Raw genomic sequence first — 22494 nt, 5'->3', positions numbered from 1 at the left:
GCGGAGACTGTAGGCGCACGCGCACACTTTTTCCACAAAGGCCCGTATGCACCCGCAACGGGCCTTTTGTTTTGGGCGCCAGAATTTTGACGTTGCGGGCAACAACCCACCAGTATCAGGAGAAACCACATGGCCGACAAACTCATCATTTTTGACACCACCTTGCGCGATGGCGAGCAGTCCCCAGGCGCGTCGATGACCAAGGACGAAAAGCTGCGCATTGCCCGTCAGCTCGAACGCCTGAAGGTGGACGTGATCGAAGCCGGCTTTGCTGCCAGCTCCAACGGGGATTTTGAAGCCGTCCAGGCGATCGCCAATGCGATCAAGGAATCGACCATCTGCTCACTGTCCCGCGCGAACGATCGCGATATCGCGCGCGCAGCCGAGGCCCTCCAGGGTGCGGCCAGCGCACGGATCCACACCTTTATCGCGACGTCGGCGCTGCACATGGAAAAGAAGCTGCGCATGACGCCAGAGCAGGTGCTGGAGCAGGCCAAGCAGTCGGTGCGCTTTGCGCGCAACCTGGTGGGCGATATTGAGTTCAGCCCCGAAGACGGCTACCGCAGCGACCCCGATTTTCTGTGCCGTGTGATCGAGGCGGTGATTGCCGAGGGCGCCACCACCATCAATGTGCCAGATACCGTGGGCTATGCCGTGCCCGAGCTGTACGGCCAGTTCATCAAGAACCTGCGCGAGCGCGTGCCCAACAGCGACAAGGCCATTTGGTCGGTGCACTGCCATAACGATCTGGGCATGGCAGTGGCCAATTCGCTCGCTGGAGTGAAGATCGGCGGTGCGCGCCAGGTGGAATGCACCATCAATGGCCTGGGTGAGCGGGCTGGCAACTGCTCGCTTGAAGAGGTTGTCATGGCCGTCAAGACGCGCCGCGACTATTACGGGCTGGACGTCGGCATCGACACCAAGCACATTGTGGCCGCCAGTCGCATGGTGAGCCAGACCACGGGTTTTGTGGTGCAGCCCAACAAGGCCGTGGTGGGCGCCAATGCGTTTGCCCATGCCAGCGGCATCCACCAGGACGGCGTCCTGAAGGCCCGTGACACCTATGAAATCATGCGTGCGGAAGACGTGGGCTGGAGTGCCAACAAGATCGTTCTGGGCAAGCTGAGCGGACGCAACGCTTTCAAGCAGCGCCTGCAGGAACTGGGCGTGCAACTGGAAAGCGAAACCGATGTCAACAATGCGTTCGCAAAGTTCAAAGAGCTGGCTGACCGCAAGAGCGAGATTTTTGACGAGGACATCCTGGCGCTGGTGAGTGACGAAAGCGTGACCAGCGAGAAAGAGCAATTTGGGTTTGTTTCGCTTTCTCAGCACAGCGAAACGGGCGAGCGCCCCCAGGCCACGATCGTGTTCACCGTGGATGGCAAGGAGGTTCGCGGGCAGTCCGATGGCAATGGTCCCGTGGATGCATCGCTCAAAGCCATTGAGTCACATGTCCAGAGTGGTGCGGAAATGGTTCTGTATTCGGTCAACGCCATCAGTGGATCGACCGAAAGCCAGGGCGAAGTCACGGTGCGTCTGCAAAACAGCGGTCGTGTCGTGAATGGCGTGGGATCGGACCCGGACATCGTGGTTGCCTCCGCCAAAGCCTATCTGAGCGCGTTGAATAAATTACAAAGTAAAGCTGACCGTGTGGCCGCACAAGGTTGAGGCGTGAACCTATAATTCACTTACTTTATTGAAAAGTCGTGCAAGCTGTTGATCTTGCGCGACTTTTTTCAATTCTGTACACTGCCTACACCTTTTACCGTTTGGAGCACTTTGATGCACCATCGCCGCCGCACAGCAGTGAATCCTTTCCTTCAGTTTTTTGGTCTCCTTGTTGTGAGCGTTGCGCTGGTGTTTCCAGCCGCCCATGCAGCGGAACGAAAAAAAGCTTCGGTCAAAAAGCCCCAAACCCAGTCCGTCAGCGCCAAGCGTTCGGTGGTACTGCGCAAGGCTGCCGGTGCGGGCAAGGCGGTGCGCGTTACAGCGCGAACCGCCAGGGCGCCTACGCGGGTTGCCTACGTGCCTGCCAAGCCTTCTTTCGCCCAGATGGCTGGACTTCACCAGGTCAGCGACCCCCTTGATCTGAAGTCCAGCGTGGCCTTCGTGATCGACCAGGACACGAATGAGGTTCTGATCAGCAAGAACGACCATGCGGTGTTGCCCATTGCATCGCTGACCAAGCTCATGACGGGCCTCGTCATCACCCAGGCCCGTCTGCCCATGGATGAGCTTGTGACCATTACCCAGGATGACGTGGATACGGAAAAGGGCAGCCGCTCGCGCCTGAGCGTAGGCACCACCTTGACCCGTGGCGAGATGCTGCATCTGGCGCTTATGTCCAGTGAAAACCGTGCGGCGCACGCACTGGGGCGCACCTACCCAGGCGGGCTCAATGCGTTTGTAGCCCTGATGAACAGCAAGGCCCGCTCATTGGGAATGACCGACACCAACTATGTCGAGCCCACGGGTCTGTCGAGCCGCAACCAAGCGAGTGCGCGCGATCTGGCTCGACTGGTGAATGCGGCCCATGGAGACCCGGTGATGCGGGAGTTCTCCACCTCTCCCGGATACGAGGTCGCAGTGGGTGAAAGGACCTTGCAGTACAACAACACCAATGGGCTAGTGAAAAACCCTGAGTGGAATATCGGACTGCAAAAGACCGGTTACATCTCTGAGGCGGGCCGGTGCCTGGTGATGCAGACACACATCGCGGGGCGCAAGCTCATCATGGTTTTTCTTGATTCCGCGGGCAAGTTCAGTCGGCTGGGTGACGCGCAGCGTGTGCGCAATTGGGTGGAGGCCCTGCCTGCACTGGGTTCCCAACTCCAGGCGACCCGGTCCAGTCCAGGCTAGTCCGCGCTTGTTTCGCCTGGGGCGACGATCCGCAGGATTCCGGGTCTTTTCTACACATTCGCAGGGCTGCTGCCCGCGTCTTTGGTGGCCAGGTAGCCTAGCGCCAAAGAGATCTCTTGGGCTGTGGCCTGCAGCTTGGGCAGCCAGCCTTCATCCAGGCGATCGGCCGGGGCCGATATCGACAGGCCCGCTACCAGCTTGCTCTGGTCGTCATAGACCCCTGCCGCCATGCAGCGCACTCCAAGTTCCAGTTCTTCGTTATCACGGGCAATGCCATATTGGCGTGCCTTGGCAAGTTCGCGCTCAAGTATCGGCAGTTGGGTGATGCTGTTGCGGGTGTGTCCTGCCAGCCCTGTGCGCGTGGCATAGGCGCGCACACGTTGCGGGTCGTCGAGCGCCAGAAACAGTTTGCCTGTCGACGTCAGGTGCAGCGGAGCACGCCCACCGATGGCGCGCACCACCTGCATTCCAGAGCGTTCACTGTAGGCGCGTTCCACATAAACAATTTCGTCACCCTGGCGCATGCTCAGGTTCACGGGTTGCTGAATGAGTTTGTGCAGATTGCGCATGGGTGCAAGTGCCGCATCGCGCACACTCAGGCGAGCCTTGACGAGATTGCCCAGCTCCAGCAGCCGCATGCCCAGCCGGTAGCTGCCTGATTCGGGCCGATCAACAAACCGTCCAATGGTCAGGTCGTTGAGAATGCGATGGGTCGTGGAGGGGTGCAGTCCGGTCTTTTCGCTGATTTCCTTGAGGGAAATGGCTTCTTCGCGCGAGGCCAGGACATCGATCAGCGTGAACATGCGTTCCAGCACCTGAACGCTGGGTTTCACGGGAATGCCTGGATCTTTTTTCTTCATGGGATGGTGCGTGACGGGAATGTGCGCATTTTATCTTGTGAAATTTTGCTGATGCGATGGGCGACCAGATGCTTGATGGTCCGGCGGGCAGATCCATGTGTTTGCTACCCGTATCTCATGGGGCGTAAACCGGGCTTTGTAGTTCATCTTGGTGCTTTCCTGGATCCAGTAACCCAGGTACACATGGGGCAGCCCCAATGACCTCGCCTGTTCAATCTGCCACATCACGTTGTAGGTGCCGTAGCTGCAACCTGCATCCGGCGCATAGAAGGTGTAAACGGCCGAGAGGCCATCGTTCAGGACATCCAGGATGGAGACCATCTTCAGAGCCCCTGCATCACCAGATGCATCGAGTTCGCGAAACTCCACGAGACGGGTGTTTACCCGGCTTTGCAGCAGGAACTGTGTGTACTGGTCAATGCTGTCGTGGTCCATGCCACCCCCAGGATGGCGGGCGTTCTGATAAACCCGGTACAACTGGTAATGCTCTGGAATGAAACACAGCCTCAGCACCCGGGCCTGCAGGCGCCCGTGTCGCGCAACTGCTCTGCGCTGGCTGCGATCGGGCTTGAAATCGTGGGCTTTGATACGCAGCGGGACACATGCCTGGCACCCGTCACAATAAGGGCGATAGGTGAACATGCCGCTGCGCCGGAACCCCTGTGCCACCAGGCCTGAGTAAAGATCGCTTTGAATGAGATGGCTCGGGGTGGCGACCTGCGACCGTGCCTGCCGATCGGGCAGGTAACTGCAAGGGTAAGGGGCCGTTGCGTAAAACTGCAGCGTTTGCAGCGGGAGGTCGTTGAGTTGCGTCATGCCGTGGGCGCCCGGGTATTACAGCAATTCGTTCCAGTATAGGGGCTCGAAGTGCCACGGAATGGGCGGCTGGGAGCTTTGGTCTTTAACATGCTGTATGAACGTTGTGCGCGGTATTTCACGTGCACCGAGCGATGCCAGGTGCGCTGTGTTTTGTTGGCAGTCAATCAGTTCGACACCGTTGCGGCGGCACAGGCAAACCAGAGCTGCCAGTGCGATCTTGGAGGCATCCGTCGCTTGGGCGAACATGGATTCTCCGAATACAGCGTGTCCGATCGCCACGCAATACAGTCCACCTGCCAGCTTTCCGTCGACCCATGTTTCCACGCTGTGCGCAGTGCCTTGTGTATGCAGCGCTTCATAGGCTGCCACCATGGCAGGGACGATCCAGGTGCCGTTCTGCCCTTCCCGCGCGGCGCTGGAGCACGACCGGATGACCTGGTCAAAAGCGGAGTCGATGCGTATTTCGCAGGCCGCATCGGCGCGAAACCGATTCAGTGTCTTTCTTAGTGACCGGTGCAGCCGGAACTCGGCAACTTTCAGCACCATGCGCGGGTCTGGTGCCCACCACAGAATGGGCTGACCGGCGCTGAACCACGGAAACGTACCCTGAGCGTAGGCTGCGCGCAGTTGGGACACTCCAAGGGCTCCGCCCGCTGCCAGCAGTCCCGGGGCCGGGCTGTCCGCTCCCCATGCGGTGGAAGGATCGGGTAACGGGTCCTCTGGTTCCAGCCAGGGCAGTTGAGGAGGCATATCGCGCTGAGTCAGGAAAGCATTCGATTGTGCTGCAAAGCGCCGTTCACGTGGGCCCAGCGCGAGCCAGGGCAACGCGCTCTTCTTGCGAGCATCATGCTTTCGCGGGTTGCTTCACCAATACTGGCATTGTCTCCGCTGGAATGAGGCCATGTTTGGCACATGTGCTCGCGATCACGCCGAGCTCTTGCTCAATCTCTTGAAATGATGGCCGACTTGTCGGGATATCGGAAAGGCACCGGGCTTTCAACTGGTGGAGTGTTGTCAGTCTGTCGTCCGAGTCTGCCGGCATATCGCTGCGTTCGACCAACTCTTCCAGAAGACAGCCGAACGCACGCACTTCGAGCTGTTGCAGTCTGCTGTGAAGCGCTGAGGGACCGGGTGGATACAAAGAAGCCGCCCCAAAATCGCCGAGCAGCGCACGGCCTTGTTCTTCATGCAGGATGTTATGCGCGTAGAGGTCGCCGTGGATGATGCCTTGCTGGTGCAGATGGTGGGCCGCAGCGGCAATATCGAGCGTGAGGCGCAATATGGCGGTCAGGTCAAAGCGCACGCCTTGCGCATAAACATCACGTGTGCACGATTGCAGGCTGGGTGGGGCGGCCAGGTTGCGAAAACGGGTGTCGATCAGCGACATCACCAAGCCATTGGCACCGGCAGGATGGTGCGCAATCCGGCCCAGGACAGGGATCAGGCCGGGGTGCTTGCCCGCTTGAATGCAGGTCGTCATTTCGGACATAGGCAGGCCGTCACTGGTGATGTCGCCTTTGAATATCTTGACGGCAACCGGTTGCACCTGATCACGGTGAAAAAGCTCGGCCATGTAGATGACCCCTGAGGCGCCTTCTCCCAGTGGGTGCACGATTCGCAGTCGATCCCAGGGGATCGAAGCGATAGGCGTGGCAACTTGCGCAGAACGCCCCGGCGCTTCACAAAATGGATTTCCGGCGTATGCCAGCCACGACAACCGCGGCATTGTCATGAGCCACTCCGGCAATTCAGTCAGCTGGTTGGCAGCAACGCGCAGCAGTTCCAGGCGCGAGCATCGGGACAGCTCGGGGGGCAAGGTTTTCAGCTGATTCCCTGAAAGCATCAGCTTTTGCAGTTGGGTGCAGTCTCCGATTTGGGCTGGCAATTCGTTAATGCGGTTGTCGGTCAGAATCAGCCAGCGCAGCAGCGGAGGAAGTCCCTTCTCCGATACTGTGCGGATTTGATTGGCCCTGAATCCCACCATGCTCAGCTGCGGACACCGGCCTAACACCTCGGGTAACTCTGTGAACTGATTGTCCGAGCAGAACAGGATGCGCAGCTTGCTCAATCGATTCAGATCGTCCGGCAAGGAAGTCAACGCATTGCCGGATAGATCCAGGATCTCCAGCGTATCTGCCAATTCAAATAGTGCCTGCGGAAATGCCGTCAAACCGCAGGCCAGTCTGACCTGGCGAGCACCTCGGAGGTCGCCGCAATGCAGTTGATCCAGAGTGTTCATGGCAGGCAATGACAGTTCATCGTGATGGAGTGTTGGCCGAACATCGGTGTTCTCGACACCGCCCGAAGGTCGATGCGTTGCGACACTGGTGCGTGCGGCAACCCTTTTCGGTTGTTTGCCATTACTACAAAGCAAAAAGGCTACCCGGAAGGGTAGCCTTTGCTGCCAATTGATGGCTCCTCGACCTGGGCTCGAACCAGGGACCTACGGATTAACAGTCCGGCGCTCTACCGACTGAGCTATCGAGGAATGATCGGTATGTAAAAGGCCCTGCGTGCACATGCAGGGCCAGAAAAATCTTGGCTCCTCGACCTGGGCTCGAACCAGGGACCTACGGATTAACAGTCCGGCGCTCTACCGACTGAGCTATCGAGGAACAAGACTTAGATTATATACATAAAAATAGAGCAATTCCCCGTGGCCTGCGCTCATTAGGTGCGCTTGTCTGTGGGCTCGGGCCTGCGCCACAGCCATGCCAGCACACAGGCCATACAAATGCAGGCGAGAGCCACAGCCCAGCGAGGGGTTTCAGTGAAAGCCAGAATGGTGCCGCTCACGGCCATCATCACGGTGGCGCTCCATTTGGAGCGGCGACTTACGCGGCCACCGCTGGCCCAGTTGCGCAGCATGGGGCCGAACAGCGGGTGGAGCCAAAGCCATCGGTAGAGCCTGGGTGAACTCCGGGCCGCCGCCCATGCGGCCAGCAATATGAAAACGGTGGTTGGCAACCCGGGCAAAAATATGCCCACAATGCCCAGAACCAGGCACAACAGCGCAAACACTGTCAGTAACCAACGCAGGGGCCGCGGTAGCTCCTTGGGCATCGGTGTGTCAGGAGGGTTTTTGGTAGGCAAAGCCATTGGCCTTGATTGTGCATGGATGCCATGCGATGGCATCGCGCTCGCGCTATGCTTGTCAGCTTTCCTGTGAATGCAGTGAACTGCAGCAGTTTTCTGGCCCGGCCTCATGACCATCCACTCCATTTTGAAAATGGGCGATCCGCGTCTGTTGCGCATCGCTCAGCCCGTGCAGAGTTTTGATACCGACGAGTTGCATTTGTTGGTGCGTGACATGTTTGAAACCATGCAGTCTGTCCATGGCGCGGGTCTGGCGGCCCCCCAGATTGGCGTTGATTTGCAGGTGGTGATTTTTGGCTCGGGCACTCCCAATCCACGCTACCCTGAACGGCCCTTGGTCCCGTCCACTGTGCTTGTCAATCCGGTCATCACCCCGCTGGGTGAACAAGAGGAGGAGGATTGGGAAGGGTGTCTTTCGGTGCCTGGATTGCGTGGCAAGGTGCCGCGCTGGCTGCGCATACGGTACACAGGGTTCGACCCTTATGGCGACCCTATCGACCGCACAGTGGAGGGATTTCACGCCCGCGTCGTGCAGCACGAATGCGATCACCTCATCGGAAAGCTTTATCCCATGCGCGTGCGCGATTTCACCCAGTTTGGCTACACCGAAGTGCTCTTTCCGGGTATCAGCGCCGCAGAGGAGGACTAGCAGCGGGCAAGGTGTGTGGCGCACGGAACGGTTGGTGTAGCCGTTCGCTGCATGTTCTTAGACCATTCGATCGTACTGTCCCTCCCGCAACACTGGACGGCACTCCGTGAATCAACCCCCATGCAAAAAGTCCCTGATTCTTGCGAATCAGGGACTTTTATTTGGTGCCGGAGAGATGAATCGAACACCCGACCTTCTCATTACGAATGAGCTGCTCTACCGACTGAGCTACACCGGCGTAAGCCTGTGATTATAGCGTGGAATGGTAGCTTGTCACGCGCTCCACCTCATTTTTTGAGCCCAGGATCACGCTGACACGTTCATGCAACTGGGTGGGCTGGATGTCGAGGATGCGCTGGCGGCCGTTGGTGGCGGCGCCGCCGGCTTGTTCGATGAGCCAGCCCATGGGGTTGGCTTCGTACATCAGGCGCAGCTTGCCGGGCTTGTTGGGTTCGCGCTTGTCCCAGGGGTACATGAAGATGCCGCCGCGGGTCATGATGCGATGCACGTCGGCCACCATGCTGGCGATCCAGCGCATGTTGAAGTCCTTGCCGCGCGGGCCTTCTTTGCCTTGCAGGCATTCGTCGATGTAGCGCTTGACGGGCTCATCCCAGTGCCGCATGTTGCTCATGTTGATGGCGAATTCCTTGGTGTCCTCGGGAATGCGAACGTTCTCTTGCGTCAGCACGAAGGAGCCCTGTTCGCGATCGAGTGTGAACATGGCCACGCCATCACCCACGGTGAGCACCAGCGTGGTCTGCGGGCCGTAGACGCAGTAACCGGCGGCCACTTGCTGGCTGCCCTTTTGCAGGAAGTCGCCTTCGTCCACGCCGCGATCGTCTTCGGGCATCTTGAGCACGCTGAAAATGGTGCCGATGCTGACGTTCACGTCAATGTTGCTGGAGCCGTCCAGGGGATCGAAAAGCAGCAGGTATTCGCCCTTGGGGTAGCGGTTGGGCACCACGTAGATGCCGTCCATTTCCTCGCTGGCCATGCCGGCCAGGTGGCCGCCCCATTCGTTGGCCTCGATGAGCACTTCGTTGGCGATGATGTCGAGCTTTTTCTGGATTTCGCCCTGCACGTTCTCGCTCTCGGTGCTGCCGAGCACGCCGCCCAGCGCGCCTTTGTTGACGGCGTGGCTGATGCTCTTGCAGGCACGCGCCACCACTTCCAGCAGCAGGCGCAGTTGCCCGGGGATGAGGCCGTCCACACGCTGTTGTTCGACCAGGTAGCGGGTCAGGCTGATTTTGTTTGCCATGAAAATTCTCCTTATTCGGCCAGTGCGCGGGTGACGACCTCGCGCACGTCGTTGCTCAGGTCGGGGCGAGCGGCCACGCGGACGATGGCCTCGCGGGCGCCACTGCGCCAGGGTTCGGCCAGCTTCTTCCAGCGGTCGAGGGCGCGCGCCAGGCGTGCAGCCACCTGTGGGTTGATGGCGTCGAGTTCGATCACCCGGTCGCTCCAGAACACATAGCCTGCCGCGTCCGCCCGGTGAAAGGCACCGGGGTTGGCACTGCAATAGCTGAAGATCACACTGCGCGCGCGGTTGGGGTTTTTCAGGCTGAAGTCCGGGTGCTGCATGAGCTGGCGCACGGCGGGAAGCACGTTGCCACCGCGGTCCGGCGCGCCCGCCTGCAGGGCAAACCACTTGTCGATGACCAGGGGCTCGTCTTTGAACAGCGTGTAAAAGCGTGCCAGGGCAGGGGCTGCCAGTTCGCTGCCGCTGGCGACCAGGGCGGTGAGGGCGTTGAAGCGGTCGGTCATGTTGGCCGCCACCTTGAAGCGCTGGTAGGCCTTGCCGGGCCAGACCACATCGCCGGTGCGCCGGGCGGCAATGCACAGCATCTGCAGCGCCAGGCCACTCAGGGCGCGGCGGCCCGACGAGACCGGGTCGGGGCGGTAGCCACCGGTGTCCTGGTTTTGCTCCCAGGCCCATTCCCAGTCGGCCTGCAGCGACAGGGCCAGCTGTTCGCGCATGGCTTCGCGCACAGCGTGGATGCGCTGGGGGTCCACCACGTTGAGCTGCTCTGCGATGTAGGTTTCAGATGGCAGGGTGAGCACCAGCTCCTTGAAGGCCGCATCGAGTGCCGGGTTGCGCAGCACGGTGCGCATGGCCTCGATGAAGTCGGCATCAAGAAATTTATGGTCAAAAGTGCCATTGGCGCTTGCCTGATAAGCGCTTTCAGCTATTGTATTTATAGCAATTCGCAGTGCCAGGCGCTGGCCTGCTTCCCAGCGGTTGAAAGCGTCCGCATCGTGCGCCAGCAGCGTGAGCAACTGGGCGTCGGTGTAGTCGATGTCCAGTACCACGGGGGCGCTGAAGTTGCGCAGCAGCGAGGGCACCGGCTCGGCATCCACATGCACGAAGGTGAGCGTTTGCGTGGGCTCGGTGAGTACCACGGTGCGCGATGCGGTGCCCTGGGCGCTTTCGTCCGCCATCTGCAAGGGCAGGGCGGCGCCGCTGGCACTGAGCAGGCCCAGCTCCACCGGAATGACGAACGGCTCCTTGGCGCTCTGGCCAGGCGTGGGGGCGCAGCTTTGCGTGAGCGTGAGCGTGTAGGTGCGGGCAGCCGCGTCGTAATTGCCGGTGGCGTGCACATGGGGCGTGCCGGCCTGGCTGTACCAGCGCTTGAACGCGGGCAGCAAGCGCGCCAGGTCGCTGGTGGGGTTGGCGTCGGCAATGGCGCTGGCGAAGTCGTCACAGGTCACGGCCTGGCCGTCGTGGCGCTCGAAATACAGCTTCATGCCCTTGGCAAAGCCTTCGCGGCCCACCAGCGTGTGCATCATGCGCACCACCTCGGCACCCTTTTCGTAGATGGTGACGGTGTAGAAGTTGTTGATCTCGATGTAGCTGTCGGGCCGCACCGGGTGGGCCATGGGGCCGGCGTCCTCGGGGAACTGGGCGGTGCGCAGCACGCGCACGTCCTCGATGCGCTTGACGGCGCGCGCCGATGGGCTGCCGGCCAGATCCTGGCTGAATTCCTGGTCGCGAAAGACCGTGAGACCTTCTTTCAGGCTGAGCTGGAACCAGTCGCGGCAGGTGACGCGGTTGCCCGTCCAGTTGTGGAAATACTCGTGGCCGACCACGCTCTCGATGTTGGCGAAGTCGGTGTCGGTGGCGGTGGCTTCGCTGGCCAGAACATACTTGGTGTTGAAGATGTTCAGGCCCTTGTTCTCCATGGCGCCCATGTTGAAGTCGCTGGTGGCGACGATCATGAAGCGCTCCAGGTCGAGCGGCAGGCCAAAGCGCGCCTCGTCCCAGGCCACGCTGTACATCAGCGAGTTCATGGCGTGCTCGGTCTTGCCCAGGTCGCCGGGGCGTACGTACACCTGCAGCAGGTGGTTGGAGCCCGAGCGGCTCTTGATGAGCTGCTCTCGCGCCACCAGCTTGCCGGCCACCAGCGCGAACAGGTAGCAGGGTTTCTTGTGCGGATCAACCCATTTGGCAAAGTGACGGCCATCGTCGAGCGCACCGCTGTCCACCAGGTTGCCGTTGCTCAGCAGCACGGGGTAGAGTGCCTTGTCGGCACGCAGGGTGACGGTGTAGCTGGCCATGACGTCCGGCCGGTCGAGAAAATAGGTGATGCGCCGAAAGCCCTCGGCCTCGCACTGCGTGAAGAACGTGCCCTGGCTCACATAAAGGCCCATGAGCTGCGTGTTCTTGGCGGGCGCGCAGGTGGTGAAGATCTCCAGATCGAAGGACTCGGTGCCTTCGGGCAGGTTTTCCAGCACCAGCTGGTTGCCATCCATCTTGAACGAGGTGCCGCCGCCGTTGACCATGACGCGCGCCAGGTTCAGCTCTTCGCCGTCCAGGCGCAGCGGTTGGGCCGCCACGTCCGGGTTGCGGCGCAGCCGCATCTTGTTGAGCACGCGGGTCTTGGCGGGGTCCAGGTCGAACGTCAGGTCGACGGTGTCGATCCACCAGGCCGGGGCCTGGTAGTCGGCGCGGTGAATGGCGGGCGCCTGGGCCTGGCCGTCACGCAGTAGCAACATGGGTTTTCCTTAAACGCCCTGCTTGAGGGAGGCTTCGATGAATGCGTCGAGGTCGCCGTCCAGCACCTTCTGGGTGGCAGAGATTTCGACGTTGGTGCGCAGGTCCTTGATACGGCTGTTGTCCAGCACATAGCTGCGAATCTGGTGGCCCCAGCCGACATCGGTCTTGGTGTCTTCCAGCTTTTGCGCTTCTTCCTGGCGCTTGCGCATCTCAAAGTCGTAGAGCTTGGAGCGCAGGCGCTGCCAGGCGATGTCGCGGTTGCCGTGCTGGCTGCGGCCGTCCTGACACTGCACTACGATGCCCGTGGGCATGTGCGTCAGGCGCACGGCCGAGTCGGTCTTGTTGATGTGCTGGCCGCCCGCGCCGGATGCGCGGTAAGTGTCGGTGCGCACATCAGCGGGGTTGATGTCGATCTGGATCGAGTCATCAATCTCGGGGTAGACAAACAGGCTGGCAAAGCTGGTGTGGCGCCCGCCCGAGCTGTCGAATGGGCTCTTGCGCACCAGGCGGTGCACGCCGGTTTCGGTGCGCAGCAGGCCGTAGGCGTATTCACCCTCGATCTTGATCGTGGCGCTCTTGATGCCCGCCACGTCGCCTGGGGTTTCTTCTTCGACCGTGGTCTTGAAACCCTTGCGCTCGGCGTACTTGAGGTACTGGCGCAGCAGCATGCTGGCCCAGTCGCAAGCCTCGGTGCCACCGGCGCCGGCCTGGATGTCGACAAAGCAGTTGAGTGGGTCGGCCTCGTTGCGGAACATGCGCCGGAACTCGAGCTGTTCGATCTCGGGTTTGAGCTTGGCGGTCTCGGCTTCGATGGTCATCAGGCCCGCTTCGTCGCCTTCTTCCTTGCTCATGTCGTAGAGCTCGGTGTTGTCGGCCAGCTCACGCGTGAGCTTGTCGAGCGTGAGCACCACGCCGTCCAGGGATTTCTTTTCTTTGCCCAGCTCCTGGGCTTTTTTGGGATCGTTCCAGACCGAAGGGTCTTCGAGCGATGCGTTTACCGTGCGCAGGCGTTCAAATTTGGCATCGAAGTCAAAGATACCTCCGTAACTCTTGCGTCCGCACGGCCAGGTCGTTGAGGGTGTTGCCAATGAGGTTGATACGTTCTGCGTCCATGGTGTTGTCCTGGGTGTTCTGTAAATAACCCGTGATTTTCTCATGGGACGCGCTCTGTGCCGTCCAATGCCCCTTGGCAGGCCAGCAACCCGCATCAGCAGCCGTGCCGTTGCCTGAAAACAATCAAAAATGATAGCTTATGGCGCTTGCTGCATAAGGGCTAGCGGTCATTTTAATTAAAAGTCGCCCACAAACTGCTCGATCAGTGCCGCCACAGCCTCGGGCTGGTCGTGGTGCAGCATGTGGCCTGCGTCCGGCACCACGGCAATGCGGCAGTTGCGCACATGGGTCAGGCGCTGGTGGTATTCGTCCAGGCTGTATTTGCCTTTCCACCACTGCCCCAGGCTGTCGTCGCCAGCCTCCACGGCCAGCGTGGGCGCGCTGATGGCTTCGTACATCGCCAACACTTCGTCCAGGCGAAACAGTTGCGCGCTGGTGATCTTGTGCGCTGGGTCGCCGAGAATGTTCCACTGCCCGCTGGCGTTGGGCGCGGCCCAGTGCTGTGCCAGCCAGTCGGCCTTGTCCTGCGAAAGGCGCGGGTTGGTCTTCATGAGGCGCTGGGCCACGCCTGCCGCGCTGTCGTACGACTTGAGCACCATGGCGCCCTGCTGCAGCTGCTTCATCTCATCCATCCACTGCGCATAACGGGCGGGTGCCTGGCTGGGCTGGGTGGCTGGCATGCCAAAGCCTTCGAGGTTGACCAGGCGCCGGATGCGCGCCGGTCGCACACCTGCATACAGCATGGCCACGTTGCCACCCATGCTGTGCCCCACCAGATCGACGGGCTGCTCGCCCACCACCTGGTCGAGCAGCTGGTCGAGGTCGGCCAGGTAATCGGCAAACACATAGTGATCGCAGGGCGAGGGCATTTGGCTTTGGCCAAAGCCGCGCCAGTCGGGCGCAATGATCTGGCGCCCTGCGGCAAAAGCCTGCGAGAACGCATCCACCACAAACTGGTACGAGGCGCCCACATCCATCCAGCCATGCAGCAGCACCAGCGGGGTGCTGCCGGGCACCGCCTCGCCCCACAGGTGCAGGTGGTAACGCAGGGTGCGCAAGGGGACGAAGTGGCTGCGGCTGGGGCGGAGTGCTGGATACATGGCGGCATTATTGGGGGCGCTGCGCTGGATGGCTGTCAACCACACGACTGCCCTGCGGCGGCCGTTGCGGCGGGCCTGGGCTGGGCGAACAATGCCCCCGGGTGGCACTGAGCGATGCAGTGCAGCCCACCCGCCTGCGGCTGCGAGCGCCTTACACTGCGGCGCATCATTTTTGGAGCCTGCATGAAAACCATCCAGCTCGGTCAGAGCGACCTGCACGTCACCCCCATCTGCCTGGGCACCATGACTTTTGGCGAGCAGGTGGGCGAAGCCGATTCCCATGCCATTCTGGATCGCTCTCTGGAGCGCGGGGTCAATTTCATCGACACGGCCGAGATGTATGCCGTGCCGGCCCGGGCGCCCACCTTTGGCGCCACCGAAACCATCATCGGCAACTGGTTTGCCAAGCACCCTGGGGCGCGCCAGAAGCTGGTGCTGGCCAGCAAGGTGGCCGGGCCCTCGCGCGGCATGCCATGGATTCGCGAGGGCAAGGGCATGACGGCCGCCGACATCGTGGCCTCGTGCGAGGGCAGCCTTCGCCGCCTGCAGACCGATGTGATCGACCTCTACCAGATCCACTGGCCCGAGCGCCATGTGCCGGCCTTTGGCACCAAATACTACGACCCGGCCAAGGAAACCACGCAGACGCCCATCCACGAGCAGCTGCAGGCGCTGGCCGGGCTGGTCAAGGCGGGCAAGGTGCGCCACATTGGGCTGTCCAACGAAACGCCCTACGGTGTGCACGAGTTCGTGCGCTTGGCCGAACAGCATGGCCTGCCGCGCGTGGCCACGGTGCAGAACCCCTATTGCCTGATCAACCGCAGCTACGACAACGCGCTGGACGAGACCTGCCACCGTCTCAACGTGTCGCTGCTGGCGTATTCGCCGCTGGGCTTTGGCCTGTTGACGGGGAAGTACGACGCCAGCGGCATCGAAGGGCCCGATGCGCCCCAAGGCGCTCGCATTGCCAGCTATGAATCGGTGCGCAAGCAGCGCTGGGGCCGCCCCGAGGCGCTGGCCGCCGCGCGTCGCTACAACCAGCTGGCGCGCGAGCACGGCCTGACGCCCACGCAACTGGCACTGGCCTTTTGCTACAACAACTGGCGCGTGGCCAGCACCATCATTGGCGTGACCTCGCTGGCGCAGCTGGACGAAGACCTGAACGCCTGGGGCACCACGCTTTCGCCAGAATTGCTGGCGGCCATCGACCAGATTCGCTGGCAGGTGGGTGATCCTGCAATTTAAGATGAAATCGGCCTCTAGTGCTTACAGATAAAGCGCAAGCAGCTATTATTTTTGATTCAATTATGGCCAAAAAGGACGGCAAGGGCATGCACGTAAGCGAGACCCCCGCCACGCAACTGCTCAAGAGCCACCAGGTGGAATTCACCGAGCACCCCTATGACTATGTGGAGCACGGCGGCACCGCGCACAGCGCGGCCAGCCTGGGGCTTCCTGAGCACACAGTCGTCAAGACGCTGGTGATGCAGGACCAGGATGCCAAGCCGCTCATTGTGCTGATGCACGGCGACTGCAAGGTTTCCACCAAGAACCTGGCGCGGCAGATCGGCGCCAAATCGGTCGAGCCGTGCAAGCCCGAGGTGGCCAACCGCCACAGCGGCTATCTGGTGGGGGGCACATCGCCGTTTGGCACGCGCAAGACCATGCCCGTGTACATCGAAGCATCGGTGCTGGAGCTGCCGCGCATTGCCATCAATGGCGGGCGGCGCGGTTTTCTGGTGCAGATCGACCCGCAGGTGTGCGTTCAGTTGCTGGGTGCCACGCCGGTGCACTGCGCGCTGGCAGAATAGGCCGCCCCGGCGCAGTGCGCTGCGTTGTTGTTACCCCAAGGAGCTGATTTGAACGCCGTTTACCCCGTCCTGGCCACTGTGGCTGCCTACCTGCTGGGCTCGCTGTCGTTTGCCGTCATCGTGACGCGCCTGATGGGGCTCAACGACCCGCGCACCTATGGCAGCAAGAACCCCGGCGCCACCAATGTGCTGCGCTCAGGGTCCAAGGCCGCCGCCATCGTCACCCTGCTGCTGGACGCGGTGAAAGGGTGGTTGCCCGTGGTGCTGGTGCGCTGGTTTGGCAAGCCCTATGGCATGGAAGACGGCACCATCGCGCTGGTGGGGCTGGCAGCGTTTCTGGGGCACCTGTGGCCCGTGTTCTTTCGCTTTGAAGGCGGCAAGGGCGTGGCCACTGCTTTAGGGGTGCTGCTGGGCATCAGCGGCTGGCTGGGGCTGGCCACGGCGCTCACCTGGGTCATCGTGGCCTTTTTCTTCCGGTATTCGTCACTGGCCTCACTGGTGGCTGCGGTGTTTGCGCCGGTGTATTACCTGCTGGTGAGCGGCGTGGTCTGGTATGCCGAGGCCAGCATTGCCGTGGCCATCGGGGTGATGTCGATGCTGCTGGCCTGGCGCCACAAGGAGAACATCGGGCGCCTGATCGAGGGCAAGGAATCCCGCCTGGGCCGGTCCAAGGCAGCCCCTGCGCCCAAACAACAAAAGCCCTAGCGCACCACGGCGCCCGGTTCTTCGGGCGCGCGTTTGCGCTGACTGGTTCTGCCCCTGGTGGGGTGCTTACAGGGCTCCGGGCACGGTCACCAGGCCCATCAGCCCCGAGTTGTGCGGGGCCGCTGCATACACCCCCAGCCGCACCATGGTGCGGTGGTTGAGTGCCACCGCCACGGCGGAGCGGGCCAGTGCCGACTGGATGCGCGGCTTGTTCGTCATGCCGGTCTGGTAGATGCCCGGCCGCGCGTGGTGCGCCCCGGCACGGTCGAGCAGGCTGGCCACCAGGGGCTGGTTGGCCTTTTCACCCCGGCGCAGCACGATGGCCGTGTCGCCATTGTCCAGGCGCACAAAGGTGCCGGGCGGGCACAGCCCCACCGAGCGCACCAGCGTGTAGCTCACCTCGTCGCGCTGGTCGACTTCATGGCCCACGATGGCGCGCACCGAATCGGTGGCGCTGCGGCCAGCGCGCGACTTGCGAGGGCTGATCATGGCGGCGTAGCGGTCGATGGTGCCCAGGATGCGGGTGAGCCGGTCGTGCGGCTCCTGGCTGGCCAGCGGCACGCGGTCGGAAATGCTGGCGTGGTGCTGGCCCACCACGTCCAGCCAGAGGTTGTCGGTGATGAACAGGCGTTCGAGCAGTGCCTGGCTCTCCTGGGGATGATTGCGAATTGCATCCTGCTGTGCTGCAGTGGGTTTTTCCCGCTGGCCGGCCAGCACGTCCTGCAACGCCGTCATGGCGATGTTCATGGTGAGGGCGGCGCGCACCAGGCTGTCGCGCTCGCGGGGAGGCAGCTGCAGCTCTTGCGCCATGATGTGGCACAGGGTGCCGCACACCAGTGCGTGCGATGCGCTGTAGCCCACCGAGGAAGTGGAGGCCAGCTGGAACATCAGGTACAGCGCGGCGTCGATGTCGTGGGCCACCAGGTCTTGCAGCCAGCGGTCGACCTGGCGCACCTTGGCCGGAAAATCCTGCACCCGCAGCGGCGCCGAGAGCACGACGGACAGCGCCGATTCCAGATCGGACCACAGGCTCAGAAGGTCTTCATATTCGCCATCGTGGCGCTGGTTTCCGGGAGGAAGTCGGGCAGCCATGGGCAGCAGGTCAGTGGCGCTTTTCCAGCACCATCTGGTCGTTGGTGCGGGTCATCTGGAACTCGGTCAGAAAGCTGTTGCCCAGCAGCACGAAGGGCATGGACTGGGGCGTGACGATGGCTTCCACGCCAAACACCTCGACATCACCGATGCGCACCGAATCGAGTTTCATGCGCCAGCCCTGGGCAACACCGTTGGCGGTGCTCATGCGCACGGGCTGGCCGCTCAGGTATTTCAGGCCCATGCGTTCCGCATCGGGGCGCCCGATGGCCACGGTAGAGGCGCCCGTGTCCACCATGTATTGCATGACGCTGCCGTTGATGGTGCCGCTGTTGATGAAATGCCCCCGGCTGTCGGCGGTCAACACCACGCGCTTGCCGCCGCTCTTGCTGCCCACGCTCACCGGGGCCTCGCCAAGATGCAGGGTGCGCCGGGCACCCGAGATTTCGACCATGGCCTCGTCCTTGCCAACGGCGACCACCTTCACTCCCTGATGGGACTCCCCGGCCCCCACACCCTTGGGCGCACCGTTATTGACGATGAGCAGCGCCTTGGTGCCCAGAATGCCACCCAGGGCCACCGATTGAGCGCGCGCAAACAGCGGCGCCAACAGCGCGGCGGCCAACAGCGCAGCGGCGGGGTGCAAAAGGTGCTTTTTCATGGTGAATGGCGGTGCCCCAGGGTGCAGTGGGTGTTCGGCGAAACGGGGGCAGGCCCTGTGTTCAGTCGCGGAAGTTGTCAAACGACAGGGGCACGTCGTTGATCTCCTTGCGGATCAGCGCCATGGCCGCCTGCAGGTCGTCGCGCTTGGCGCCCGTCACACGCACCTTGTCCTCCTGGATGGCGGCTTGCACCTTGAGTTTGCTCTCTTTCATGAGCTTTTGCAGTTTCTTGGCCAGCTCACTCTCGATGCCGTTGCGCACCTTGATGACCTGCTTGACCTTGTCGCCGCCCATTTTCTGCACGTCGCCCATGTCGAGAAAGCGCACGTCCACATTGCGCTTGGTGAGCTTGTTGCGCAGCACGTCCTCGATCTGGGTGAGCTGGAACTCGGCGTCGCCCACCATGGTGATTTCCTTGTCCTTGATTTCAATGCTGGCAGAGGTGCCCTTGAAATCAAAGCGGGTCGTGATTTCCTTGACGGTGTTCTCCACCGCATTCTTCACTTCAACGAGGTTGGCTTCACAGATGGTGTCAAAAGAGGGCATGGCGGTTCTCAATCTCAGGGGAAACGGGAGCAATTCACAGAAGGCCGAAAGGGCCCGGTGCGACAATCGGGCCAATGGTAGTCGAGAAAAACGCCCCTTTGCAGCCCTGGAACACCTTTGGCATCGTTGCACGCGCCCAAACCCTGGTGCGCGTGCGCTCCGTGGCAGATTTGCACGCTGTTCTGGCCGATCCGGAACTGGCGCCCGCGCCGAAATGGGTGCTGGGCGGCGGCAGCAACATCATCCTGACGGGCGACGTCAAACCCGTGGTGCTGAAGATGGAGATCAAGGGTCTGCGCCTGGTGCAAGAGACCGATCGGGCCTGGATCGTCGAGGCGGGCGCGGGCGAGGTCTGGCACGACGCGGTGGCCTGGACACTGGCGCAGGGATTTCCGGGGCTCGAAAACCTGGCGCTGATCCCCGGCACCGTGGGTGCGTCGCCGGTGCAGAACATTGGTGCGTATGGCGTAGAGCTGCAGGACCGGTTTGAGTCGCTGGATGCCATCGATCTGGCCACCGGCCAGTCTTTCAGCCTGGATGCCGCGCAATGCGGTTTTGGCTACCGCGACTCCGTTTTCAAGCACGCACCTTCCGAATCGACGGACGGCAGCTCAATGCCGCGTGGCATGGGCCTGGCACGCCGCGCCGTGATCACGCATGTGCGCTTTCGGCTGCCCAAGCCGTGGAAACCGGTGCTCGGATATCTCGATCTGGAGCGGCGGCGCATTGAGGCGGGGGTCGATCAGCCCACGGCGCAGCAGATTTTTGACTGGGTGTGCGATATCCGCCGCGCCAAGCTGCCCGACCCGGCGGTGCTGGGCAACGCCGGCAGCTTCTTCAAGAACCCCACGGTGACGCCAGAGCAGTGCACCGACATCATCGCCCGCGACCCCAAGATCGTGCACTACCCCATGCCGGATGGCAGCATCAAGCTGGCGGCAGGCTGGCTCATTGATGCGTGCGGCTGGAAAGGCAAGAGCGTGGGCAAGGCCGGGGTGTACGAAAAGCAGGCGCTGGTGCTGGTCAACCGCGGCCAGGGAACCGACAGCGTGACCGGCGGCGAGGTGATGACCCTTGCCAAGGCCATCCAGACCAGTGTGTACGAGCGCTTTGGCATCCGGCTGGAGCCCGAGCCGGTGGTGTGGTGACCAGTGAACGGTTGTTTTAGTGCTATTAAAATAGTAGCTGTTAGCGCTTTCTGAATAAGCGCTAGAGGCCAAAAAGACCATAAAAAAACCGCCCGAAGGCGGTTTTTTGTTGCGCGCGGGGTGCGGGCTTACTTGTCGTCGTTGCTCAGTTGCGGCAGCGGCGAACCCTGGCCCAGCGTCAGCAGGCCGGACTGGGCGTAGGTCATCAGCTTGGCGCGCGTGTCCACGATGTCGAGGTTGCGCATGGTGAGCTGGCCGATGCGGTCGAGCGGCGAGAACGGCGCGTCTTCCACCTTTTCCATCGACAGGCGCTCGGGCGCGTAGGTCAGGTTGGGCGATTCGGTGTTGAGCAGCGAGTAGTCGTTGCCACGGCGCAGCTCCAGCGTGACGGTGCCGGTGATGGCGCGCGCTACCCAGCGCTGGGCGGTCTCGCGCAGCATGATGGCCTGGGGGTCGAACCAGCGGCCCTGGTAGAGCAGGCGGCCGAGCTTGAGGCCGTTCATGCGGTACTGCTCGATGGTGTCTTCGTTGTGGATACCGGTCACCAGGCGCTCGTAGGCGATGTGCAGCAGCGCCAGGCCCGGGGCCTCGTAGATGCCGCGGCTCTTGGCCTCGATGATGCGGTTCTCGATCTGGTCGCTCATGCCCAGGCCGTGGCGGCCGCCGATGCGGTTGGCTTCCAGGATCAGCTCGACCGGGTCGGCGAATTCTTTGCCGTTCAGCGCCACGGGCTGGCCTTCGTTGAAGGTGACCGACACTTCCTCGGCCTTCACGACCACGTCGTCCTTCCAGAACGCCACGCCCATGATGGGGTTGACGATGCGGATGCCGCTGGAGAGGAACTCCAGATCCTTGGCCTCGTGCGTGGCGCCCAGCATGTTGCTGTCGGTGCTGTAGGCCTTCTCGGCGCTCATCTTGTAGCCAAAGCCTTGCTGGGTCATGAAGGCCGACATCTCGGCGCGGCCGCCCAGTTCGTCGATGAACTGCTGGTCCAGCCAGGGCTTGTAGATGCGCAGCGAGGGGTTGGTGAGCAGGCCGTAGCGGTAGAAGCGCTCGATGTCGTTGCCCTTGAAGGTGGAACCATCGCCCCAGATGTGGACGTCGTCTTCCTTCATGGCCGACACCAGCATGGTGCCGGTGACGGCGCGGCCCAGCGGCGTGGTGTTGAAGTAGGTCACGCCGGCGGTGCTGATGTGGAAGGCGCCAGCCTGCAGCGCGGCGATGCCTTCGTGGGCCAGTTGCGTGCGGCAGTCGATCAGGCGCGCCAGCTCGGCGCCGTATTCCATGGCCTTGCGCGGGATGGCGTCGTAGTCGGGCTCGTCGGGCTGGCCCAGGTTGGCCGTGTAGGCGTAGGGCAGGGCGCCCTTGTTCTTCATCCAGCGCAGGGCCGCGCTGGTGTCCAGGCCGCCGGAAAACGCGATGCCGACCTTCTGGCCGAGGGGGAGGTTTTGAAGGATGGTTGCCATGGAATATTTCTTAAAAATGATAGCTGCTCGCGCTTGCTGGATAAGCTCTAGAGGCCAAAAAGACTATAAATTTCAGCCGAAATGGCAGATGTAGTGGTAGGCCTCGGTCACGCGGATGTCGAACTTCGAGTTGCCGGGCACATTGAATTGCTCCCCGGCGGAGGACTTCACCCAGGCGTCGCTGCCTGCAAGCTTGTACTCGCACGAACCAGCCACGCATTCCATGATCTCGGGCGCGCCGGTGTTGAACGTCAGCGTGGCGGGCAGGATCACGCCCACCGATTTTTTCGTGCCGTCGGGGAACGTGATGCCATGGCTCACGCATTTGCCGTCGAAATAAACACTGGCCTTGGTCGTGACGGACACGCCGTCGATTTTTTCGGTGGTCATGGATGCGCGGGGTAGAAAGAAGGAAACCGGTGATTTTAGGGCAGGGGGCACGGCCTGGGCGCCGTGGGGCACGGTTGCGCTGGCGTTTGCTGGCGCATCGGGGCAAAAAAAGAGCCCCTACGAGGGGGCTCTGGTGACGCAATGCGCTGAAGGCTGCTCAGCGCCAGTGGGGGTTGCGGTGGGT

21 protein-coding genes and 3 tRNA genes are annotated in these 22494 nt (G+C 61.9%); 7 read left to right on the top strand and 17 right to left on the bottom strand.

Annotation, left to right across the window (positions count from 1 at the left end; translation table 11 throughout):
• The first annotated feature begins 129 nt into the window (after positions 1-129).
• The gene (locus DTW89_RS11440) at positions 130-1668 is read left to right on the top strand and encodes a 2-isopropylmalate synthase (protein ID WP_024814729.1); all 1539 of its coding nucleotides are present in this window, start codon (positions 130-132) and stop codon (positions 1666-1668) included.
• Positions 1669-1782: 114 nt separating this feature from the next.
• Entirely contained in the window at positions 1783-2859 is a 1077-nt protein-coding gene (pbpG, locus tag DTW89_RS11435) for a D-alanyl-D-alanine endopeptidase (protein WP_024814730.1), read from the top strand.
• Positions 2860-2909: 50 nt separating this feature from the next.
• Here the strand turns inward: pbpG and DTW89_RS11430 are convergent, their stop codons facing one another.
• The 7 genes from DTW89_RS11430 to DTW89_RS11400 all read right to left on the bottom strand — a co-directional run bounded on the left by DTW89_RS11430 (position 2910) and on the right by DTW89_RS11400 (position 7637).
• A complete protein-coding gene (locus DTW89_RS11430; RefSeq protein WP_024814731.1) occupies positions 2910-3719 on the bottom strand; it encodes an IclR family transcriptional regulator in 810 nt (269 codons plus the stop codon).
• A gap of 30 nt (positions 3720-3749) precedes the next feature.
• On the bottom strand, positions 3750-4535 hold the full coding sequence (locus DTW89_RS11425; protein WP_114656037.1) for an arginyltransferase: 786 nt from the start codon (positions 4533-4535) through the stop codon (positions 3750-3752).
• An 18-nt stretch (positions 4536-4553) separates the two neighbouring features.
• Positions 4554-5288 carry a leucyl/phenylalanyl-tRNA--protein transferase gene (aat, locus tag DTW89_RS11420; RefSeq protein WP_114656036.1) on the bottom strand — a complete coding sequence of 245 codons (735 nt, stop codon included), beginning with the start codon at positions 5286-5288 and terminating at the stop codon, positions 4554-4556.
• 94 nt (positions 5289-5382) lie between these two features.
• A complete protein-coding gene (locus tag DTW89_RS11415) occupies positions 5383-6777 on the bottom strand; it encodes a leucine-rich repeat-containing protein kinase family protein (protein ID WP_114656035.1) in 1395 nt (464 codons plus the stop codon).
• Between the two features lie 173 nt (positions 6778-6950).
• Positions 6951-7026 (bottom strand) — tRNA-Asn (locus DTW89_RS11410).
• A 51-nt stretch (positions 7027-7077) separates the two neighbouring features.
• A tRNA-Asn gene (locus DTW89_RS11405) sits at positions 7078-7153 on the bottom strand.
• A gap of 55 nt (positions 7154-7208) precedes the next feature.
• Entirely contained in the window at positions 7209-7637 is a 429-nt protein-coding gene (locus DTW89_RS11400; protein ID WP_114656034.1) for a YbaN family protein, read from the bottom strand.
• Between the two features lie 106 nt (positions 7638-7743).
• Here DTW89_RS11400 and def point away from each other — a divergent pair, with 106 nt between their 5' ends.
• Positions 7744-8283: a peptide deformylase gene (def, locus tag DTW89_RS11395; protein WP_114656033.1), complete on the top strand. Its 540-nt coding sequence runs from the start codon at positions 7744-7746 to the stop codon at positions 8281-8283.
• A gap of 162 nt (positions 8284-8445) precedes the next feature.
• Here the strand turns inward: def and DTW89_RS11390 are convergent.
• The 5 genes from DTW89_RS11390 to DTW89_RS11370 form a co-directional block, all read right to left on the bottom strand.
• Positions 8446-8521: transfer RNA gene (locus DTW89_RS11390), tRNA-Thr, on the bottom strand.
• Positions 8522-8533: 12 nt separating this feature from the next.
• A complete protein-coding gene (locus DTW89_RS11385) occupies positions 8534-9541 on the bottom strand; it encodes a class 1 fructose-bisphosphatase (RefSeq protein ID WP_111864372.1) in 1008 nt (335 codons plus the stop codon).
• Between the two features lie 11 nt (positions 9542-9552).
• Complete coding sequence (pepN, locus tag DTW89_RS11380) at positions 9553-12276, bottom strand: aminopeptidase N (protein ID WP_114656032.1); 2724 nt, start codon at positions 12274-12276, stop codon at positions 9553-9555.
• 9 nt (positions 12277-12285) lie between these two features.
• A protein-coding gene (gene prfB / locus DTW89_RS11375; RefSeq protein WP_111864371.1) for a peptide chain release factor 2 occupies positions 12286-13390 on the bottom strand; the annotation gives its coding sequence in 2 pieces (ribosomal slippage) (positions 12286-13308 and positions 13310-13390; 1104 coding nt in all).
• A gap of 176 nt (positions 13391-13566) precedes the next feature.
• Complete coding sequence (locus tag DTW89_RS11370; RefSeq protein ID WP_114656031.1) at positions 13567-14490, bottom strand: alpha/beta fold hydrolase; 924 nt, start codon at positions 14488-14490, stop codon at positions 13567-13569.
• Positions 14491-14673: 183 nt separating this feature from the next.
• On the opposite strand from DTW89_RS11370, the gene DTW89_RS11365 reads away from it, so the two are divergent.
• The 3 genes from DTW89_RS11365 to plsY all read left to right on the top strand — a co-directional run bounded on the left by DTW89_RS11365 (position 14674) and on the right by plsY (position 17006).
• On the top strand, positions 14674-15735 hold the full coding sequence (locus DTW89_RS11365) for an aldo/keto reductase (RefSeq protein ID WP_114656030.1): 1062 nt from the start codon (positions 14674-14676) through the stop codon (positions 15733-15735).
• Between the two features lie 62 nt (positions 15736-15797).
• Positions 15798-16301, top strand: coding sequence for a Cys-tRNA(Pro) deacylase (gene ybaK / locus DTW89_RS11360; RefSeq protein WP_114656029.1), 504 nt, complete (start codon positions 15798-15800; stop codon positions 16299-16301).
• Between the two features lie 48 nt (positions 16302-16349).
• Positions 16350-17006 (top strand): glycerol-3-phosphate 1-O-acyltransferase PlsY, encoded by a 657-nt coding sequence (plsY, locus tag DTW89_RS11355; RefSeq protein WP_114656028.1) that lies wholly within the window; start codon positions 16350-16352, stop codon positions 17004-17006.
• 66 nt (positions 17007-17072) lie between these two features.
• Here the strand turns inward: plsY and DTW89_RS11350 are convergent, their stop codons facing one another.
• The 3 genes from DTW89_RS11350 to DTW89_RS11340 all read right to left on the bottom strand — a co-directional run bounded on the left by DTW89_RS11350 (position 17073) and on the right by DTW89_RS11340 (position 19306).
• Complete coding sequence (locus DTW89_RS11350; RefSeq protein WP_114656027.1) at positions 17073-18098, bottom strand: HD-GYP domain-containing protein; 1026 nt, start codon at positions 18096-18098, stop codon at positions 17073-17075.
• 10 nt (positions 18099-18108) lie between these two features.
• Positions 18109-18759: a retropepsin-like aspartic protease family protein gene (locus DTW89_RS11345; RefSeq protein WP_114656026.1), complete on the bottom strand. Its 651-nt coding sequence runs from the start codon at positions 18757-18759 to the stop codon at positions 18109-18111.
• 61 nt (positions 18760-18820) lie between these two features.
• Complete coding sequence (locus DTW89_RS11340) at positions 18821-19306, bottom strand: YajQ family cyclic di-GMP-binding protein (RefSeq protein WP_024814772.1); 486 nt, start codon at positions 19304-19306, stop codon at positions 18821-18823.
• Between the two features lie 74 nt (positions 19307-19380).
• Between DTW89_RS11340 and murB the strand changes: the two genes are divergently transcribed.
• A complete protein-coding gene (murB, locus tag DTW89_RS11335; protein WP_114656025.1) occupies positions 19381-20454 on the top strand; it encodes a UDP-N-acetylmuramate dehydrogenase in 1074 nt (357 codons plus the stop codon).
• Between the two features lie 128 nt (positions 20455-20582).
• Here the strand turns inward: murB and argG are convergent, their stop codons facing one another.
• Positions 20583-21920, bottom strand: a complete 1338-nt coding sequence (argG, locus tag DTW89_RS11330) for an argininosuccinate synthase (RefSeq protein WP_114656024.1) — start codon at positions 21918-21920, stop codon at positions 20583-20585.
• 72 nt (positions 21921-21992) lie between these two features.
• Positions 21993-22310, bottom strand: coding sequence for a pyrimidine/purine nucleoside phosphorylase (gene ppnP / locus DTW89_RS11325; protein WP_024814775.1), 318 nt, complete (start codon positions 22308-22310; stop codon positions 21993-21995).
• Positions 22311-22494: the final 184 nt, after the last annotated feature.

Origin of the sequence: Acidovorax sp. BoFeN1, assembly GCF_003345135.1 — a bacterium.
GTDB lineage: Bacteria > Pseudomonadota > Gammaproteobacteria > Burkholderiales > Burkholderiaceae_C > Acidovorax > Acidovorax defluvii.
This window is presented reverse-complemented; position numbering and strand designations above follow the sequence as displayed.

Excerpts from the sequence above, each read along its gene's own strand:
- aat (WP_114656036.1), bottom strand. The coding sequence starts at position 5,288 with ATGCCTCCTCAACTGCCCTGGCTGGAACCAGAGGACCCGTTACCCGAT.
- DTW89_RS11385 (WP_111864372.1), bottom strand. The coding sequence starts at position 9,541 with ATGGCAAACAAAATCAGCCTGACCCGCTACCTGGTCGAACAACAGCGT.
- DTW89_RS11440 (WP_024814729.1), top strand. The coding sequence starts at position 130 with ATGGCCGACAAACTCATCATTTTTGACACCACCTTGCGCGATGGCGAG.
- pepN (WP_114656032.1), bottom strand. The coding sequence starts at position 12,276 with ATGTTGCTACTGCGTGACGGCCAGGCCCAGGCGCCCGCCATTCACCGC.
- def (WP_114656033.1), top strand. The coding sequence starts at position 7,744 with ATGACCATCCACTCCATTTTGAAAATGGGCGATCCGCGTCTGTTGCGC.
- argG (WP_114656024.1), bottom strand. The coding sequence starts at position 21,920 with ATGGCAACCATCCTTCAAAACCTCCCCCTCGGCCAGAAGGTCGGCATC.
- DTW89_RS11350 (WP_114656027.1), bottom strand. The coding sequence starts at position 18,098 with ATGGCTGCCCGACTTCCTCCCGGAAACCAGCGCCACGATGGCGAATAT.
- DTW89_RS11370 (WP_114656031.1), bottom strand. The coding sequence starts at position 14,490 with ATGTATCCAGCACTCCGCCCCAGCCGCAGCCACTTCGTCCCCTTGCGC.
- murB (WP_114656025.1), top strand. The coding sequence starts at position 19,381 with ATGGTAGTCGAGAAAAACGCCCCTTTGCAGCCCTGGAACACCTTTGGC.
- DTW89_RS11365 (WP_114656030.1), top strand. The coding sequence starts at position 14,674 with ATGAAAACCATCCAGCTCGGTCAGAGCGACCTGCACGTCACCCCCATC.
- pbpG (WP_024814730.1), top strand. The coding sequence starts at position 1,783 with ATGCACCATCGCCGCCGCACAGCAGTGAATCCTTTCCTTCAGTTTTTT.
- DTW89_RS11415 (WP_114656035.1), bottom strand. The coding sequence starts at position 6,777 with ATGAACACTCTGGATCAACTGCATTGCGGCGACCTCCGAGGTGCTCGC.
- DTW89_RS11340 (WP_024814772.1), bottom strand. The coding sequence starts at position 19,306 with ATGCCCTCTTTTGACACCATCTGTGAAGCCAACCTCGTTGAAGTGAAG.
- ppnP (WP_024814775.1), bottom strand. The coding sequence starts at position 22,310 with ATGACCACCGAAAAAATCGACGGCGTGTCCGTCACGACCAAGGCCAGT.
- DTW89_RS11425 (WP_114656037.1), bottom strand. The coding sequence starts at position 4,535 with ATGACGCAACTCAACGACCTCCCGCTGCAAACGCTGCAGTTTTACGCA.
- DTW89_RS11400 (WP_114656034.1), bottom strand. The coding sequence starts at position 7,637 with ATGGCTTTGCCTACCAAAAACCCTCCTGACACACCGATGCCCAAGGAG.
- DTW89_RS11345 (WP_114656026.1), bottom strand. The coding sequence starts at position 18,759 with ATGAAAAAGCACCTTTTGCACCCCGCCGCTGCGCTGTTGGCCGCCGCG.
- ybaK (WP_114656029.1), top strand. The coding sequence starts at position 15,798 with ATGGCCAAAAAGGACGGCAAGGGCATGCACGTAAGCGAGACCCCCGCC.
- DTW89_RS11430 (WP_024814731.1), bottom strand. The coding sequence starts at position 3,719 with ATGAAGAAAAAAGATCCAGGCATTCCCGTGAAACCCAGCGTTCAGGTG.